The following is a 15,156-nucleotide window of genomic DNA, read 5'->3' on the forward strand; positions in this document are numbered from 1 at the left end:
ACCCTGACATGACTGCCTCCCTGAAGGCGACCTGCGCCTCGGCCGATCTTCCGGTCCTGATGAACGGCCTTGCAACGCAGGCGCGCTCCGCTGCGCGCGTGCTCGGTCTGGCCTCGACCGCGCAGAAAGATCAGGCGCTCGATGCGATGGCGCGCGCGATCCGCGCCGCTGCGGCTGCGATTCTCAATGCCAATGCCGAGGATGTCGCTGACGCGCGCGCCGGCGGCGCCACCTCTGCTTTCGTCGATCGTCTGACGCTCACGCAAGCGCGCATCGATGCGATGGCCGACGGCGTCAAGGTGGTGCGCGCCATCGACGATCCCGTGGGCAAGGTCACCGAGCGCTGGCAACGTCCCAACGGCATGACCATCGAGCGCGTGCGGGTGCCGCTCGGCGTGGTCGCCGTGATCTTCGAGAGCCGCCCCAACGTCTGCGCCGACGCCGGCGCGCTGTGCCTGAAGTCCGGCAACGCCGTGATCCTGCGCGGCGGCTCGGACAGTTTTCGGTCGTGCCGCGCGATCCATGAGTGTCTGGTGCAGGGATTGCGCGAGGCGGGACTGCCCGAAGCGGCGATCACGCTGGTGCCGACGCGTGACCGCGCCGCGGTCGGGTTGCTGCTGAGCGGGTTGGACGGCGGCATCGACGTGATCGTGCCGCGTGGCGGCAAGAGCCTTGTCGCGCGCGTCGAAGCCGAGGCGCGCGTGCCGGTGTTCGCGCATCTGGAAGGCGTCAACCACGTCTACGTCGATGGCGCCGCCGATCTGGCCATGGCGAAGGCGATCGTGCTCAACGCCAAGATGCGCCGTCCCGGCGTCTGCGGCGCGGCCGAGACGCTGCTGGTCGATCGCGCCGGCGCGCCGAATACCCTGAAACCGCTGGTCGACATGCTGATCGATGCAGGCTGCGAGGTGCGCGGCGATGCCGCCGTGCAAGCCGTCGACGCGCGCGTCAAGCCCGCGACCGATGACGACTGGGACACAGAATACGAGGACGCGATCATTGCCGCGCGCGTGGTCGATGGGGTCGGAGAGGCCATCGACCATATTCAGCGCCACGGCTCGCACCACACCGATGCGATCGTGACCGACGATTCGAATACCGCCGCGCGGTTTCTCGACGAGGTGGATTCGGCGATCGTGCTGCACAACGCCTCGACGCAATTCGCCGACGGTGGCGAATTCGGCTTCGGCGCCGAAATCGGCATTGCGACCGGCAAATTCCACGCGCGCGGACCGGTCGGCGCCGAGCAATTGACCAGCTTCAAATATCGCGTACACGGCACCGGGCAGACCCGGCCGTGAGCGTAACCTCATTCAAGCGCGCATGATCTTATCGCCAAACCGCACACACGTTAGCGGATCATGCGCCCGGTTGCGCGGAGACTGATTTGGGGCCGCGTTCAGTCGCTTCGTCCAGCGCCATCCCGCTTCATTTCGACGGCATGCGTATCGGTCTGCTCGGTGGCTCGTTCAATCCGCCGCACGCCGCGCATCGCGCCATCAGCCTGTATGCCCTGAAGCGGCTGCAACTCGACCGGGTCTGGTGGCTGATATCACCCGCCAACCCGCTCAAGGATGCGCGCGCGCTGCGCGATCTCGGCGAACGCGCTGCTGCGGCGCGGGCGATGGCCAGCGATCCGCGGATCGACGTCAGTTGTCTCGAAGCTGTCATCGGAACGCGCTACACCATCGATACCATTACCTATCTGCGGCGCAGGTGCGCCAACGTGCGCTTTGTCTGGATCATGGGCGCTGACAATCTGGAGCAGTTCCATCGCTGGGAAAACTGGCAGCGGATCGCCGCCGAGGTGCCGATCGCGGTGATCGATCGCCCGCCGCACAGTTTCCGTGCCCTCGCGGCGCCTGCCGCGCAGGCGCTTGCGCGGTGGCGTCTTCCTGAAGTCGGGGCCAACCGGCTGACCGCGCAGCGCCCGCCGGCCTGGGTCTTTCTCACCGGGATGAAATCGAGGCTGTCCTCGACCGGGCTGCGGAACCGGGATGGAACATGGAAAGGCGGAGCCTGAAAACATGAAGCCGCCGCATCACTGGAATATTGAAACCATCAACGCTACATGCGTATTATACCCGTCGGGCGCCAAGGATTCGGCGTTCGCTGTATAGCGAAAGGAAATGGTCCCTGACCGCACCTGTATTGTCCAGGTTTGCTTCGTCCTCTGCGTCCTCGTCGGCGCCGAAGAGAACGACATCGAAGACCGTCAGGTCGAGAGCACCCAAGACTTCGGCGGACGCTACTTCGACAGACGCCGCTTCGACAGCCTCTGTGGTTTCGAAGGCGAGGCCCGACGTCGAAGAGACCCTCAAGCTGGTCCTTTCCCGCCTCGAGGATATGAAGGCGGAAGAGACGGTCACCATCGATCTTCGCGGCAGATCGGCGTTTTCGGACTACATGGTCATCGCCACCGGCCGGTCCAACCGGCACGTGGGGGCGGTCGCTGAAAACGTCGCCAAGGGCCTCAAGGAAACCGGAGTCAAGAACGTCCATATCGAGGGTCTACCCAATTGCGACTGGGTGCTGATCGATTCCGGCGATGTGATCGTGCACGTGTTCAGGCCTGAGGTTCGCGAATTCTACAATCTCGAGAGATTGTGGATGCAAAACACGGCGACGGCGAAGTCGGTCTGAACCACCATACTAAAGCGTTTTCGAGCGAAGTGGATACCGGTTCGCGTGAAGAAAACGCGTCGAATCAAAATCATGGAGCCTCGCTTCTGATTCCATCAGAAGCGAAAAGGCTTGAGCTTGCGCGGATGCGACTCGTCGTCATTGCCATTGGCCGTCTCAAGCAGGGCCCGGAGCGGGAGCTCGCCGACCGCTATCGCGGACGCTTTGACGATATCGGTCGCAAGCTCGGCTTTCGTGGCTTCGACGTTCATGAAATCCCGGAAAGCCGCGCCCGCGATGCCAAGCAACGCATTCGCGAAGAGGCTGCGGCAATTCTTGCTTTGGCTCCTGAGGGAGCGGTCCTGGTGGCGCTGGACGAAAAGGGCAAAAACATCGACAGCGCCGCGTTCGCGGATCATCTTGGTCGCTGGCGGGATGAGTCGGTGACGAGCACCGTTTTCGCCGTGGGCGGCGCGGACGGACTTTCGCCCGAATTGCGGCGCAAGGCTAGATTAAGCGTCGCGTTCGGCGCGGCCACCTGGCCGCATCAGATCGTGCGCGTGATGTTGCTGGAGCAGATTTACCGGGCCGCGACCATCCTGGCCGGCCATCCTTATCACCGTGGTTAGCGCACCCTGCGGATGCGCTAACGCGATCGGGTCAACATGGTGCGAACAAACGGGCGCCGATCACCTGACATGCGAATGAACCAGGACCATGGCCTTCGTTCGCGGTCCGCGGAGGTGCGAGGCGGACAACCGCCGCCGGCTTCCATGCTTGTCATCTCGGCTTGCCTGCTCGCGGGCTTTTCATCCGCGGTTTCTTCGTCCGTGATGGCACAGGCGGCCGGGACACCTTCGCCGGCTGCCGCCCCGTCGGCGGACGACATCAAGCATCGCGAGCAGGAACTGGAGGCGGTGCGGGCGCAGCAAAAGAGCGCGGCCGAGCTGCAGGAGCGACTGAAGGCCGATATCGCGGCGATTGGTCAGAACCGCGCCAAGCTCAATCAACAGTTGATCGATGTTGCCGCCGGGGTCCGCGCCATCGAGACCAAGATCGCAGAGGCGGAAGCCCGCCTGCTGCCGCTCGACGCGCGCGAGCGGGAAATCCGCGGCTCGCTCGATTCGCGGCGCTCGGAAATCGTGGAAGTGCTTGCCGCCTTGCAGCGCGTCGGCCGGCGCACGCCGCCGGCTTTGCTGGTGCGGCCGGAGGATGCGCTGCAGTCGCTGCGCACCGCGATGTTGCTCGGCTCCGTGGTGCCGGAGATCCGCGCGCGCGCGGAAAAGCTTGTGGCTGATCTCGAGGAACTCGTCGGCCTACGCAAATCAATCGCCGCCGAACGTGATCTGATGGCGGCCGATCGCGACAGGCTCAAGGACGATCAAACCCGCCTGGCGACGCTGGTGGACGAGCGGCAACGGCAGCAAAGCAGCATCGAAAAGGATATGGCCGCCGAGGGCGCGCGCGCGATTGAACTGTCGCATCAGGTCGACAGCCTGCAAGGCCTGATCGCCAAGATGGAGCAGGACCTGAAGAGCGCGGCCAAGGCGGCGGCGACAGCCAGCCGGCAAGGCGCTCCCGCCAAGCCGAATCTGGCCGCTCTCAAGGATCCCGGCCGTCTCAGTCCGGCGATCGCCTTCGCGTCCGCCAAGGGCTTGTTGGCGTTTCCGGTTAACGGCACGAAGATCCGTGACTTTGGCGGTTCCGACGGCGTCGGCGGTGCGGAAAAAGGCATTTCATTGGCGGCCCGTCCGGGCGCGCAGGTCACAACACCGTGTGATGGCTGGGTCGTGTATGCCGGACCGTTCCGCAGCTACGGACAACTCTTGATCCTCAATGCCGGGGGCGGGTATCATGTGCTGATCGCCGGGATGGAGCGTATTTCGGTTAACATCGGCCAGTTCGTGTTGACCGGAGAACCGGTAGCGACGATGGGGTCGACTTCCCGTGTCGCCTCGATTCTTGCGGCTAACGCGAGTCAGCCCGTTCTCTACATCGAGTTCCGTAAAGACGGCACTCCCATTGATCCTGGCCCGTGGTGGGCCGCAAATAAAGGCCAAAAGGTTCGCGGATGATGCGCAAGGTTTCCCTTATTCTTCTCAGCGCTGCCGCGGGTGCGGCGCTGACGCTGTTCGTGACCCAGCCGCGGTCGGTGCTGATGGGATCGAGCGCGCGAGCCGCGACCTCGGATACCTATCGCCAGCTCAACCTGTTCGGCGATGTGTTCGAGCGGGTCCGTAGCGACTATGTCGAGAAGCCCGACGACAGCAAGCTGATCGAATCGGCCATCAGCGGAATGCTGTCGGGTCTCGATCCGCATTCGAGCTACATGGACGCCAAGAGCTTCCGCGACATGCAGGTGCAGACGCGCGGCGAGTTTGGCGGCCTTGGCATCGAGGTCACGATGGAGGACGGCCTGGTCAAGGTGGTCTCGCCGATCGACGACACGCCGGCATCCAAGGCGGGAATCCTGGCGAACGACATCATCACCAATCTTGACGATGAGGCGGTGCAGGGGCTCACGCTCAACCAGGCCGTCGACAAGATGCGCGGCCCGATCGGCACCAAGATCAAGCTGAAGATCGTCCGCAAAGGCCAGGACAATCCGATCGACGTGACGCTGGTGCGCGACAACATCCGCGTCCGCTCGGTGCGCTCGCACGTCGAGACCGACGACATCGCCTATATCCGCATCACCACCTTCAACGAGCAGACCACCGAAGGCCTCAAGAAGTCGATTTCCGACCTGCAAGGCCAGATCGGCGACAAGCTCAAGGGTTACATCATCGATCTGCGCAACAACCCCGGCGGATTGCTCGAAGAAGCGGTGACCGTTTCCGACAGCTTCCTCGACCGCGGTGAGATTGTGTCGACGCGCGGCCGCAACGCCGAGGAAACCCAGCGTCGCAGCGCGCATCCCGGCGACCTCACCAAGGGCAAGCCGGTGATCGTTCTGATCAACGGCGGGTCGGCATCGGCTTCCGAAATCGTCGCCGGTGCGTTGCAGGACCACAAGCGAGCGACACTGATCGGGACCCGCTCATTCGGCAAGGGCTCCGTGCAGACCATCATTCCGCTCGGTTCGGGCAACGGCGCGCTCCGCCTGACGACGGCGCGCTATTACACGCCGTCGGGCCGTTCGATTCAGGCCAAAGGCATCGTTCCGGATATCGAGGTGCTTCAGGATGTGCCCGATGAACTGAAGTCGCGGACCGACACCAAGGGAGAGGCTTCGCTGCGCGGCCATCTGCGCAACGGCACCGACGAGAAGACCGGCTCGCAATCCTACGTCCCGCCGGACGCCAAGAACGACAAGGCGCTCAAGATGGCCGACGACCTTCTGCACGGCATCAAGGTCAACGCCTCGTCGCCGGCCCCCGGCGACAAGGCGGCGATCGAGAAGCCCGCGAAAAAGGCAACGAACTGAAATAAGTCGGGTTTTCCGGAACCGGGCGTCCTTTGGACGCCCGGTTCGTTTTCATGCCGAGGTCGATGGCCGGCGTGAACCCCTGATGGTGGCCTGCCGCCTTTGCGAGCGTCCATGGTATCTTTGGATCGGATGATTCGGGGAGCTCGATGGCCGACACGACGGACGATCTCAGTACGCCGCTCGGACAGAATCCTGCGCCCAAGCGCCGTTTCCGGCTCCCCTTCACGCTGCCACAGGCTGCGGCGGTTTTGCTCGGATCAATCCTTGTCGTCTTCGTTGGCTTTGTTCTTTTCAACCACGATCCGCTGGGTGGCGAGCCCGCGGCGCGGATCGCGATCCGGCAAACCGTGGCCCCCGAGGACAAATCTGCGGCCGTCCCACCTGCGTCGCAGCCGACCAGCGCTGCCGCCGTTACCGCTCAACCCGAGGCGGGTCGCAAGACCATCACTATCATCGACGGCTCCAGTGGCTCGCGTCAGGATGTCGTTGTCGCGGGCGCGGATTCCGACACGGCTGGCGGCGGCGCCGCGCCGGTGACGATGGCCGGAATCGATCCGCGTCTGTTGGAGAAGTCGCGTTACGGAATGATTCCGGCTGTCGCCGCCGATGGATTGAAGCCCTTCAAGGCCTACGCAACGGGCACCGATGCCGATCGCGCGAAGGCGGCAACGATGCCGGTGATCGCGATCGTGGTCGGCGGTCTCGGCGTCGGCGCGGCCAAAACCGCCGATGCCATCATGAAACTGCCGCCGGCCGTGACGCTGGCGTTCACGCCTTACGGGTCCGATCCGGGCAAGCTGGTGGAGCAGGCTCGCGCGCAACGTCACGAGATTCTGCTGCAGGTCCCCATGGAGCCCTATGACTACCCCGATAACGACCCCGGACCGCAGACCCTGCTGACGACGCTCGGTACTGAACAGAATATCGATCGCCTGCATTGGCACCTCAGCCGTTTCCAGGGTTATGTCGGTCTCGCCAATTTCATGGGGGCCCGGTTTGTCGCCGCCGCTACGGTCATGCAGCCGATCATTCGCGAAGCAGCCAAGCGCGGCCTTGGCTATCTTGACGACGGCTCCACTCCGAGGAGCGTGGCGGGTCAGCTCGCGGAGGGTCAGGCGATGCCGTTCGCCAAGGCCGACCTGACCATTGATGCCGTCCCGACCTCGGTGGAAATCGACAAGGCGCTCGCAAGACTTGAAGACCTGGCGAAGGAGCGGGGGGCTGCCATCGGCATGGCTTCGGCGCTTCCTGTTTCCGTCGAGCGAATCGGCGCCTGGGCCAAGGGTCTCGAAAGCCGTGGCGTGATGCTTGTGCCATTGACAACCGAGATGCTGAAATCAAAATCAGGTTGAAATCCGAATTCCGGGTCCCGTCCGTTGTCAGAGCGGGGAGGCGCGAAAGGCATTGACGCAATGGCGCGCTACGACGATCTACCCTACCGCACTTGCGTCGGCATGATGCTGATCAACGAGAGGGGACTCGTCCTTATCGGTCGCCGCGCCGGCGGCATCGAGCACGTCGACGACGAGTATGTCTGGCAGATGCCGCAAGGCGGCGTCGATCCCGGCGAGGACACATGGCTCGCGGCGAAACGCGAACTCTATGAGGAGACCAGCGTTCGCTCGGTCGAGAAGCTCGCCGAGGTATCCGACTGGCTGATCTATGATATTCCGCGCACCGTGGCCGGACGGGCCTGGAAGGGCCGCTATCGCGGACAGCGCCAGAAGTGGTACGCGATGCGCTTCACCGGCAAGGACAACGAGATCGACGTCGTCAATCCGGGCGGCGGTCACAAGGCGGAATTCATCGGATGGCGCTGGGAGCCGATGCAGAACCTGCCCCGGTTAATCGTGCCTTTCAAGCGCCCGGTCTATGAGCGCGTGGTCAAGGAATTCGCGAGCCTCTCGGGCGGTTAGAGCGCTTCTTGACGGGTATGGAATCGATCTGTGTTCCGGTGTCATGCGGGCGCTTAGAGCGTTTTCGAGCGAAGTGGATACCGGTTCGCGTGAAGAAAACGCGTCAAATCAAAATCATAGAGCCCGCTTCTGATTCCATCAGAAGCGAAAAGGCTCTGGCCGTTCGAGGAACGGCGTGGCTTCTGCTCGCCTCTGACCCGCGCATCCAGCTTCTTTCGAAGATCAATGGATTGCCTGGTCAAGCCCGGCAATGACGGAAGTGCGCTGCATCCGAAAATGATGCTCAGCTATGCGGCTCAGTGCAGCGCCGTAGTATTGAGCTGGCTCTGAATGCTCTTGAAATGATCCAGCCGCTCGATCGCCTTGTCGAGTTCGGAGCCTTCCTTTTCCGCCAGCTTGGCCTCCATGCTCGCAATCGTGTCGGCGAACTGCGCACGATCCAGCTCCTGGATCGAAGTCGCCACGTCGGCGAGGACGGTCAGGCCCTTCTCCGATACTTCGGCGAGACCGCCGAGCACGATGATTTTCTGAGGCGTGCCGCCAGTGGTGATGGTCAGGATTCCCGGACGGATCGCCGCGACAACCGGCGCATGGCCGGCAAGGACGCCGAAGTCGCCCTCGACGCCGGGAACGTCGACCTGATCGACGTCACCGGAGAAGGTGAGCTTTTCAGGCGACACGAGATCAAAGTGGAAGGTAGCCATGATCAATTAGCGAATAGCGAATAGCGAATAGCGAATAGCTCGCACTTCATTCTTCACTGTTTCCTACTCGCTACTCCCTATTCGCTATTTCGCTGAACTAGAGCCCGCTTCTGATAGAATCAGAAGCGGGCTCTATGATTTTGATTTGACGCGTTTCTTCACGCGAACCGCTACCCATCCCCGGGGCAAGCCCGAGGACATGCTTCGCTCGAAAACGCTCTAAGCCGCTTCGGCCGCGAGCTTCTTGCCCTTCTCGACGGCTTCCTCGATGGTGCCGACCATGTAGAACGCCGCTTCCGGAAGATGATCATACTTGCCGTCGCAGATCGCGCGGAAGCCCTTGATGGTATCGGCGAGGTCGACGAACTTGCCCGGCGCGCCGGTGAAGATTTCGGCGACGAAGAACGGCTGCGACAGGAAGCGCTCGATCTTACGGGCGCGGGCCACGGCGATCTTGTCCTCTTCGGACAGTTCATCCATGCCGAGAATGGCGATGATGTCCTGCAGCGATTTGTAGCGCTGCAGCACCTGCTGCACCATGCGGGCGGTCTGATAGTGCTCCTCGCCGACGATCAGCGGCGACAGCATGCGCGAGGTGGAGTCGAGCGGGTCCACCGCCGGGTAAATGCCCTTTTCCGAAATCGCGCGGTTCAGTGTCGTGGTCGCGTCCAAGTGAGCGAACGAGGTCGCAGGCGCCGGGTCGGTCAAATCGTCGGCCGGCACGTAAATCGCCTGAATCGAGGTGATCGATCCCTTGGTCGTGGTGGTGATACGCTCCTGCAGCGCTCCCATGTCGGTGGCCAGCGTCGGCTGATAGCCCACGGCCGAAGGAATACGACCGAGCAGCGCCGACACTTCAGAGCCAGCCTGGGTGAAACGGAAGATGTTATCGACGAAGAACAGCACGTCCTGGCCCTGGTCGCGGAAATGCTCGGCGACGGTGAGGCCCGACAGTGCGACGCGGGCGCGCGCGCCCGGAGGCTCGTTCATCTGGCCGTACACGAGGGCACATTTGGAGCCTTCGCCGCCACCCTTCTTGTTGACGCCGGATTCGATGAACTCGTGATAGAGGTCGTTGCCCTCGCGGGTCCGCTCGCCCACGCCGGCGAATACCGAGTAACCGCCATGCGCCTTGGCGACGTTGTTGATCAGTTCCTGAATCAGCACGGTCTTGCCGACGCCGGCGCCGCCGAACAGGCCGATCTTGCCGCCCTTGGCGTAAGGCGCCAGCAGATCGACGACCTTGATGCCGGTTACGAGAATTTCGGCTTCCGTCGACTGGTCGGTATAGAGCGGCGCTTCCTGATGGATAGCACGCATGTCTTCGGCCTTGACCGGGCCTTGTTCGTCGACCGGCTCGCCGATCACGTTCATGATGCGGCCGAGCGTGCCCACACCAACCGGCACGAGGATCGGGTTGCCGGTGTCTTTCACTTCCTGACCGCGAACCAGGCCCTCGGTGGTGTCCATCGCGATGGTGCGAACCGTGGATTCGCCGAGATGCTGGGCGACCTCGAGGACCAGGCGGTTGTCGCCGTTCTTGGTTTCGATGGCGTTGAGAATGGCCGGCAGGTGGCCTTCGAACTGCACGTCGACGACGGCGCCGATGACTTGCGTGATGCGTCCGGTCTGATTGGCGGGGGATGCCATTAGAAATATCTCCTGAGAACTCGTTTTTAGTTGGCGCGTGATCTGATCCGAAAACCGGTTTCCACTTTTCAGGATCAGGCGCTTTAGACGGCGGTCAATTTGACGGGTACATTACCCTTGGTCGCCTTGGAATAAGGACAGATGGTGTGAGCATCTTCGATCAGCGCTTGCAGCTTGGCCTTGTCGGCACCGGGCAGCGCGACCTTCAATTCGGCAGCGAGCGAGAATGCGCCGTCATTGATATTAAGCGTGACTTCGCAGGTCACCTTGGCGGCCTGCCCGTCGAGGCCGTGCTTTTTCGCGAGAACGAGAATGGCCTGTCCGAAGCAGGAGGACCAGCCAAGCGCGAACAACTGCTCCGGATTGTGGCCGTCTCCGGCCCCGCCGAGATCCTTCGGAAGCGCCATCGCCAATGCCAGCCCACCGCCGTCGAGGACGGCGCGGCCGTTGCGGCCGCCGCTCGTTGTCGCCTTCGTGACGTAAGCCATGAACGCTCCTGCTGTTAGATGGCCTCGGCGCCGGAGATGATCTCGATCAACTCCTTCGTGATCATCGCCTGGCGGGTCCGGTTGTAAACCAGCGTCTGCTTGCGGATCATGTCGCCCGCGTTACGCGTTGCGTTGTCCATGGCGCTCATCTGCGCGCCGTAGAACGACGCGTTGTTTTCCAGAAGGGCGCGGAAAATCTGTACCGCAAGGTTGCGCGGAAGCAGCCGGGTGAGGATTTCATCCTCCTCCGGCTCGTATTCGTAGAACGGCGCAGGACCGGCATTCGCGGCCGGCGCTTCCACCTCAAGCGGGATGATCTGCTGTGCGGTTGGAACCTGCGCGATGACGGACTTGAAGCGCGAATAGAACAGCGTGCAGACATCGAATTCGCCGGCGTTGAACCGCGCGATGACCTTCTTGGCGATGGCTTCGGCATTGACGAAACCGAGCTGGCGCACGGAGCGCAGCTCGACGTTCTCGACGATCTGCTTTTCGAAAGTGCGGCGCAGCTGTTCGTATCCCTTGCGCCCGACGCAGAAGAACTTGACGTCCTTGCCCTGATTCATCAGCGCCAGTGCGCGCTCGCGGGCGAGCCGCACGATCGAGGAGTTGAAGGCGCCGGACAGGCCGCGCTCGCCGGTGCAGACCAGCAGCAAATGCACCTGGTCCTTGCCGGTGCCGCCGAGCAATACCGGCGCACCGGGCGAACCCGCGGCAGCGCTGGCGATGTTCGAGATCACCTGATCCATTTTCTCTGCGTAGGGACGCGCGGCTTCGGCGGCGCTCTGCGCACGGCGCAATTTCGACGCCGCGACCATCTGCATGGCCTTGGTGATCTTCTGCGTCGCCTTGGTCGAGGCGATGCGGACGCGCATGTCTTTAAGACTGGCCATCGGTAACTCTGTCTATCCTCTTGCTCGGCCTTTTCCCTCTCCCGCGTGCGGGGGAGGGTTAGGGAGGAGGTCAGACGCGATTTGTATCGCCGCCCCCACCCGACCAGCTGCACCGGTCGACCTCCCCCGCAAGCGGGAGAGGTGAAGAAAGATCAAACGAACGTCTTGGCGTAACCGTCGACCGCGCTTCTCAGCTTGGCCGCAGTGTCGTCGCTGAGATCGCGGCTTTCACGGATGGTGTTGAGAATCTCGACGTTCTTGCCGCGCAGCAGCGACAGCAGGCCGTCCTCGAAGGCGCGCACCTTGCCGAGGGGGAGCTTATCGAGATAGCCGTTGGTGCCGGCCCAGATCACGCAGACCTGCTCTTCCATCTTGAGCGGCGAGAACTGCGGCTGCTTCAGGAGTTCGGTCAGGCGCGAACCGCGATTCAGCAGGCGCTGGGTCGAGGCATCGAGATCGGAGCCGAACTGTGCGAACGCCGCCATTTCGCGGTACTGCGCGAGTTCGCCCTTGATCTTGCCGGCGACCTTCTTCATCGCCTTGGTCTGCGCCGACGAGCCGACGCGCGACACCGACAGACCGACGTTCACCGCCGGACGGATGCCCTGGAAGAACAGGTCGGTCTCGAGGAAGATCTGGCCGTCCGTGATCGAAATAACGTTGGTCGGAATGTAGGCCGACACGTCGTTGGCCTGGGTTTCGATGACCGGCAGCGCCGTCAGGGACCCGTTGCCGTGATCGTCATTAAGCTTGGCGGCGCGCTCCAGCAGGCGCGAATGAAGATAGAACACGTCGCCGGGATAGGCTTCGCGGCCTGGCGGGCGGCGCAGCAGCAGCGACATCTGGCGGTAGGCGACGGCCTGTTTCGACAGGTCGTCATAGATAATGACGGCGTGCATGCCGTTGTCGCGGAAATACTCGCCCATGGTGCAGCCGGTGAACGGCGCGATGTACTGCATCGGCGCCGGATCGGACGCAGTCGCGGCAACGATGATGGAATATTCGAGCGCGCCCTGCTCCTCGAGCACCTTGACGAACTGGGCAACGGTCGAGCGCTTCTGTCCGATAGCGACGTAGACGCAATAAAGTTTCTGGCCCTCGGGCGCGCCGGCGACGTTCAGCGGCTTCTGATTGAGAATGGTGTCGAGCGCGATCGCGGTCTTGCCGGTCTGGCGGTCGCCGATGATCAATTCGCGCTGGCCGCGGCCGACCGGGATCAGGGCGTCGATCGACTTGAGGCCCGTCGCCATCGGCTCGTTGACCGACTTGCGCGGAATGATGCCGGGCGCCTTGACGTCGACGCGCTTGCGTTCAGTCGCCTGGATCGGACCCTTGCCGTCGATCGGGTTGCCGAGCGCATCGACGACGCGGCCGAGCAGGCCCTTGCCGACCGGCGCATCGACGATGGCGCGGGTGCGCTTGACGGTCTGGCCTTCCTTGATCTCGCGGTCGGCGCCGAAAATCACGATACCGACGTTGTCGGTTTCGAGGTTCAGCGCCATGCCGCGCGTCCCGTTTTCGAATTCGACCATCTCGCCGGCCTGGATGTTGTCGAGGCCATAGACGCGGGCAATGCCGTCGCCGACGGACAGCACCTGTCCGACTTCGGAAACCTCGGCCTCCTGGCCGAAATTCTTGATCTGGTCCTTCAGGATCGCGGAAATTTCCGCGGCGCGGATGTCCATCAGCCTGCCTCTTTCATCGCGTGCTTGATCGAATTGAGTTTGGTGCGGAGCGAACTGTCCACCATGCGGCTGCCGAGCTTGACGACAAGCCCGCCGATGATGGACGGATCGACCTTCACGTTGAGCGTGATGTCCTTGCCCGTCACTGATTTCAGCGCGGTCGTCAGCGCGTCCAGATTCTTCTTATTGAGCGTTTCGGCGACGGTGACCTCCGCCGTGACCTCGCCCTTGAACCTCGCGACGAGCGCGCGGAATGCCCGGATCACCTCAGTGACCGCAAACAGCCGGCGGTTGGCGGTCAGGACTTTCAGGAATTTCGCGGTCGTGCCGCCGAACCCGGCCTTGTCGAGCACGGCGGCGAGCGCCTTGGCCTGCGTATCGGCGCTGAAAACCGGGCTGCGCACCAGGCGGGCCAGTTCAGGGCTGTCCGCCAGCATGGCATCGAACCTGTCGAGGTCGGCCTTGACGGCGTCGATCGATTTGTCTTCGCGGGCCAGTTCGAACAGGGCCGTCGCATAACGGCCGGACACACCAGAAACCGAGGAATCTACAGCAGCCACCTGAGCGCTCTTCAAGCTGTCAAACTCGCAAGGGAAAAGCCGTCGCCAAACAAGCGGCGCCAAAGCGGCCAAGTCCTTGGAATTCAAGAGGGACTTCGATTTCCGACCGACACAAAGCGTGTCGGCAGCGTTAAAATCGCGGCTTTGCTAACATAGCGCGCGCGCAGGTGCAACATGACGACAGCGTGCGGCGATGCCTTGTCGCAGGGCCGGAATTCACCAGGCTGGAAATTCAGCCGAACGATTGGAGCGCGCGAGGGCGCGTTTCAGCCGCGCAGTAATTCAGGCGGGCATACAGGCGTCTGAAGAAGCGCAAGTTAGTCCTGTGCCGCAACGGTTTTCTCTTCGGCGTCGGATCGGCCTGGTGTCGAAACGCGCTGTAATACTTGCTGAATGATTACCGATGCCGTGACATGGCTTTCTTTTACAGTACAGACAAATATATTGTGGTGCATTCCCTATTAAAATAAGTATTTGTGCCATTAGTTGGCCGTTCCGTGCCGATCAAAAGATATTTCAGCCGAGTCATGAAGCAGTTTCCTGCCAATTTTACGCCTTAGTTGGAGGTTTAACGCTGCGGCGACTCAATGGTTAGGGGTTTCACTTGTCGCAGGAGCGGCAATACTTTTAAGGGGTCTTTCAATATGTTGCACTCGCAAAAATCGACGTTGGGGTTTTTAATCCGGCCGCGTACGGTGGCCGCCGTGATCGCCGCAACCGTTTTGATTGCGGGGAGCGTGACCGAGGCATCGGCCCGCTCGCGCAACCATCATCGGCATCATCACGACCGGGCACATCATGCCGCGAGCCACGGCACAGCGGGGTCGTCCTGGCTGAACGCCAACGCGTCCGTTGGGCGTTCCGCCGGTGCGGGCCGCTCGTTCTCCGGCGTGGCCTCCTATTACGGCAGTGAATCCGGCAGCCGCACCGCGTCCGGCCAGCGCTTCAACCAGAACGCCATGACCGCCGCCCATCGCAGTCTACCGTTCGGGACCAAACTGAGGGTCACCCATGGCAGCCGCAGTGTGGTCGTCACCATCAATGATCGCGGCCCGTTCATCCGCGGCCGCGTGCTGGATCTTTCGAAAGGTGCCGCCCGCGCGATCGGGTTGACCGGCCGCGGCGTCGGCCGCGTGGTCGCCGAGGTGATGTAGGCGCCGCCGCGTCAAGGCGTTTTCCAGCGAAGCGGGCGCCAGGGTCGGGTAAGG

General features: G+C 62.7%; 15 protein-coding genes. 9 read left to right on the forward strand and 6 right to left on the reverse strand.

The features are described from left to right. Positions 1-8: 8 nt before the first annotated feature. The 8 genes from NHAM_RS02700 (at position 9) to NHAM_RS02740 (ending at position 7,968) form a co-directional block, all read left to right on the forward strand. Positions 9-1,301 carry a glutamate-5-semialdehyde dehydrogenase gene (locus tag NHAM_RS02700; protein ID WP_011509114.1) on the forward strand — a complete coding sequence of 431 codons (1,293 nt, stop codon included), beginning with the start codon at positions 9-11 and terminating at the stop codon, positions 1,299-1,301. Between the two features lie 86 nt (positions 1,302-1,387). Continuing rightward, positions 1,388-2,023: a nicotinate-nucleotide adenylyltransferase gene (locus NHAM_RS02705; protein WP_011509115.1), complete on the forward strand. Its 636-nt coding sequence runs from the start codon at positions 1,388-1,390 to the stop codon at positions 2,021-2,023. A gap of 323 nt (positions 2,024-2,346) precedes the next feature. Beyond that, positions 2,347-2,643: a ribosome silencing factor gene (gene rsfS, locus NHAM_RS02715; protein WP_041357624.1), complete on the forward strand. Its 297-nt coding sequence runs from the start codon at positions 2,347-2,349 to the stop codon at positions 2,641-2,643. 125 nt (positions 2,644-2,768) lie between these two features. Further along, positions 2,769-3,251, forward strand: coding sequence for a 23S rRNA (pseudouridine(1915)-N(3))-methyltransferase RlmH (rlmH, locus tag NHAM_RS02720; protein ID WP_011509117.1), 483 nt, complete (start codon positions 2,769-2,771; stop codon positions 3,249-3,251). Positions 3,252-3,395: 144 nt separating this feature from the next. After that, on the forward strand, positions 3,396-4,697 hold the full coding sequence (locus tag NHAM_RS02725; protein WP_157043515.1) for a murein hydrolase activator EnvC family protein: 1,302 nt from the start codon (positions 3,396-3,398) through the stop codon (positions 4,695-4,697). Then, complete coding sequence (locus NHAM_RS02730; RefSeq protein ID WP_011509119.1) at positions 4,694-6,049, forward strand: S41 family peptidase; 1,356 nt, start codon at positions 4,694-4,696, stop codon at positions 6,047-6,049. Before NHAM_RS02725 ends, NHAM_RS02730 begins: the two co-directional genes overlap by 4 nt. Positions 6,050-6,198: 149 nt before the next feature. Further along, positions 6,199-7,404, forward strand: coding sequence for a divergent polysaccharide deacetylase family protein (locus tag NHAM_RS02735; RefSeq protein ID WP_011509120.1), 1,206 nt, complete (start codon positions 6,199-6,201; stop codon positions 7,402-7,404). Between the two features lie 60 nt (positions 7,405-7,464). Continuing rightward, positions 7,465-7,968 carry an RNA pyrophosphohydrolase gene (locus NHAM_RS02740; protein WP_041357628.1) on the forward strand — a complete coding sequence of 168 codons (504 nt, stop codon included), beginning with the start codon at positions 7,465-7,467 and terminating at the stop codon, positions 7,966-7,968. Between the two features lie 296 nt (positions 7,969-8,264). On the opposite strand, the gene NHAM_RS02750 is transcribed toward NHAM_RS02740, so the two are convergent. The 6 genes from NHAM_RS02750 to NHAM_RS02775 form a co-directional block, all read right to left on the reverse strand. Next, positions 8,265-8,672 (reverse strand): F0F1 ATP synthase subunit epsilon, encoded by a 408-nt coding sequence (locus NHAM_RS02750; protein ID WP_011509122.1) that lies wholly within the window; start codon positions 8,670-8,672, stop codon positions 8,265-8,267. Between the two features lie 219 nt (positions 8,673-8,891). Then, positions 8,892-10,322 (reverse strand): F0F1 ATP synthase subunit beta, encoded by a 1,431-nt coding sequence (gene atpD, locus NHAM_RS02755; protein ID WP_011509123.1) that lies wholly within the window; start codon positions 10,320-10,322, stop codon positions 8,892-8,894. 83 nt (positions 10,323-10,405) lie between these two features. Continuing rightward, a complete protein-coding gene (locus NHAM_RS02760; protein WP_011509124.1) occupies positions 10,406-10,810 on the reverse strand; it encodes an organic hydroperoxide resistance protein in 405 nt (134 codons plus the stop codon). Between the two features lie 14 nt (positions 10,811-10,824). Continuing rightward, positions 10,825-11,703, reverse strand: a complete 879-nt coding sequence (locus tag NHAM_RS02765) for a F0F1 ATP synthase subunit gamma (protein ID WP_011509125.1) — start codon at positions 11,701-11,703, stop codon at positions 10,825-10,827. A gap of 152 nt (positions 11,704-11,855) precedes the next feature. Continuing rightward, positions 11,856-13,388 (reverse strand): F0F1 ATP synthase subunit alpha, encoded by a 1,533-nt coding sequence (gene atpA / locus NHAM_RS02770; RefSeq protein WP_011509126.1) that lies wholly within the window; start codon positions 13,386-13,388, stop codon positions 11,856-11,858. Then, positions 13,388-13,948, reverse strand: a complete 561-nt coding sequence (locus NHAM_RS02775) for a F0F1 ATP synthase subunit delta (RefSeq protein ID WP_011509127.1) — start codon at positions 13,946-13,948, stop codon at positions 13,388-13,390. Before NHAM_RS02775 ends, atpA begins: the two co-directional genes overlap by 1 nt. Before the next feature lie 644 nt (positions 13,949-14,592). On the opposite strand from NHAM_RS02775, the gene NHAM_RS02780 reads away from it, so the two are divergent. Then, a complete protein-coding gene (locus NHAM_RS02780; RefSeq protein WP_011509128.1) occupies positions 14,593-15,102 on the forward strand; it encodes a septal ring lytic transglycosylase RlpA family protein in 510 nt (169 codons plus the stop codon). The last annotated feature ends 54 nt before the right edge of the window (positions 15,103-15,156 follow it).

Source organism: Nitrobacter hamburgensis X14, assembly GCF_000013885.1.
GTDB classification, from domain to species: Bacteria; Pseudomonadota; Alphaproteobacteria; order Rhizobiales; family Xanthobacteraceae; genus Nitrobacter; species Nitrobacter hamburgensis.

What these genes read in the sequence shown, in the direction of transcription:
- NHAM_RS02735 (WP_011509120.1), top strand. Translation starts at nt 6,199, where the DNA reads ATGGCCGACACGACGGACGATCTCAGTACGCCGCTCGGACAGAATCCT.
- rlmH (WP_011509117.1), top strand. Translation starts at nt 2,769, where the DNA reads ATGCGACTCGTCGTCATTGCCATTGGCCGTCTCAAGCAGGGCCCGGAG.
- NHAM_RS02750 (WP_011509122.1), bottom strand. Translation starts at nt 8,672, where the DNA reads ATGGCTACCTTCCACTTTGATCTCGTGTCGCCTGAAAAGCTCACCTTC.
- NHAM_RS02730 (WP_011509119.1), top strand. Translation starts at nt 4,694, where the DNA reads ATGATGCGCAAGGTTTCCCTTATTCTTCTCAGCGCTGCCGCGGGTGCG.
- atpA (WP_011509126.1), bottom strand. Translation starts at nt 13,388, where the DNA reads ATGGACATCCGCGCCGCGGAAATTTCCGCGATCCTGAAGGACCAGATC.
- NHAM_RS02765 (WP_011509125.1), bottom strand. Translation starts at nt 11,703, where the DNA reads ATGGCCAGTCTTAAAGACATGCGCGTCCGCATCGCCTCGACCAAGGCG.
- atpD (WP_011509123.1), bottom strand. Translation starts at nt 10,322, where the DNA reads ATGGCATCCCCCGCCAATCAGACCGGACGCATCACGCAAGTCATCGGC.
- NHAM_RS02700 (WP_011509114.1), top strand. Translation starts at nt 9, where the DNA reads ATGACTGCCTCCCTGAAGGCGACCTGCGCCTCGGCCGATCTTCCGGTC.
- NHAM_RS02780 (WP_011509128.1), top strand. Translation starts at nt 14,593, where the DNA reads ATGTTGCACTCGCAAAAATCGACGTTGGGGTTTTTAATCCGGCCGCGT.
- NHAM_RS02725 (WP_157043515.1), top strand. Translation starts at nt 3,396, where the DNA reads ATGCTTGTCATCTCGGCTTGCCTGCTCGCGGGCTTTTCATCCGCGGTT.
- NHAM_RS02760 (WP_011509124.1), bottom strand. Translation starts at nt 10,810, where the DNA reads ATGGCTTACGTCACGAAGGCGACAACGAGCGGCGGCCGCAACGGCCGC.
- NHAM_RS02740 (WP_041357628.1), top strand. Translation starts at nt 7,465, where the DNA reads ATGGCGCGCTACGACGATCTACCCTACCGCACTTGCGTCGGCATGATG.
- rsfS (WP_041357624.1), top strand. Translation starts at nt 2,347, where the DNA reads ATGAAGGCGGAAGAGACGGTCACCATCGATCTTCGCGGCAGATCGGCG.